The organism is Pseudoalteromonas sp. SG44-5, assembly GCF_014164175.1.
In the GTDB taxonomy this organism is placed as follows: Bacteria; Pseudomonadota; Gammaproteobacteria; order Enterobacterales; family Alteromonadaceae; genus Pseudoalteromonas; species Pseudoalteromonas nigrifaciens.
The window spans coordinates 1-224 of record NZ_JACJES010000083.1 but is presented as its reverse complement, the minus strand read 5'-3'; the positions used below and the strand labels follow the sequence as shown (position 1 = coordinate 224).

Here is a 224-nt window from a genome sequence, read left to right as displayed (position 1 = left end):
CGCATAAACCAACTGATATTAGCTAAGCGTTCTCGGTATTCACTGATTGTTTCATTTAGAAAGAGCCATTCAATTTTACTTAGCTCTTCACCTTGCAGATATTTGTTAGTGAGTACAGTGCCTTTACAAAGCCTGTGCCACCGCTGAATAATGGCTTTATCGGTTAGTCGCTTGGCTTTTTTATCATCAACATAGAGTACTAAGTGGGTGTGATTACTCATTAC

General features: G+C 38.8%; 1 pseudogene. It reads right to left on the bottom strand.

The window, feature by feature from the left end:
• Positions 1-224 (bottom strand): annotated as a pseudogene (locus H5079_RS18345) (transposase); the annotation flags it as partial.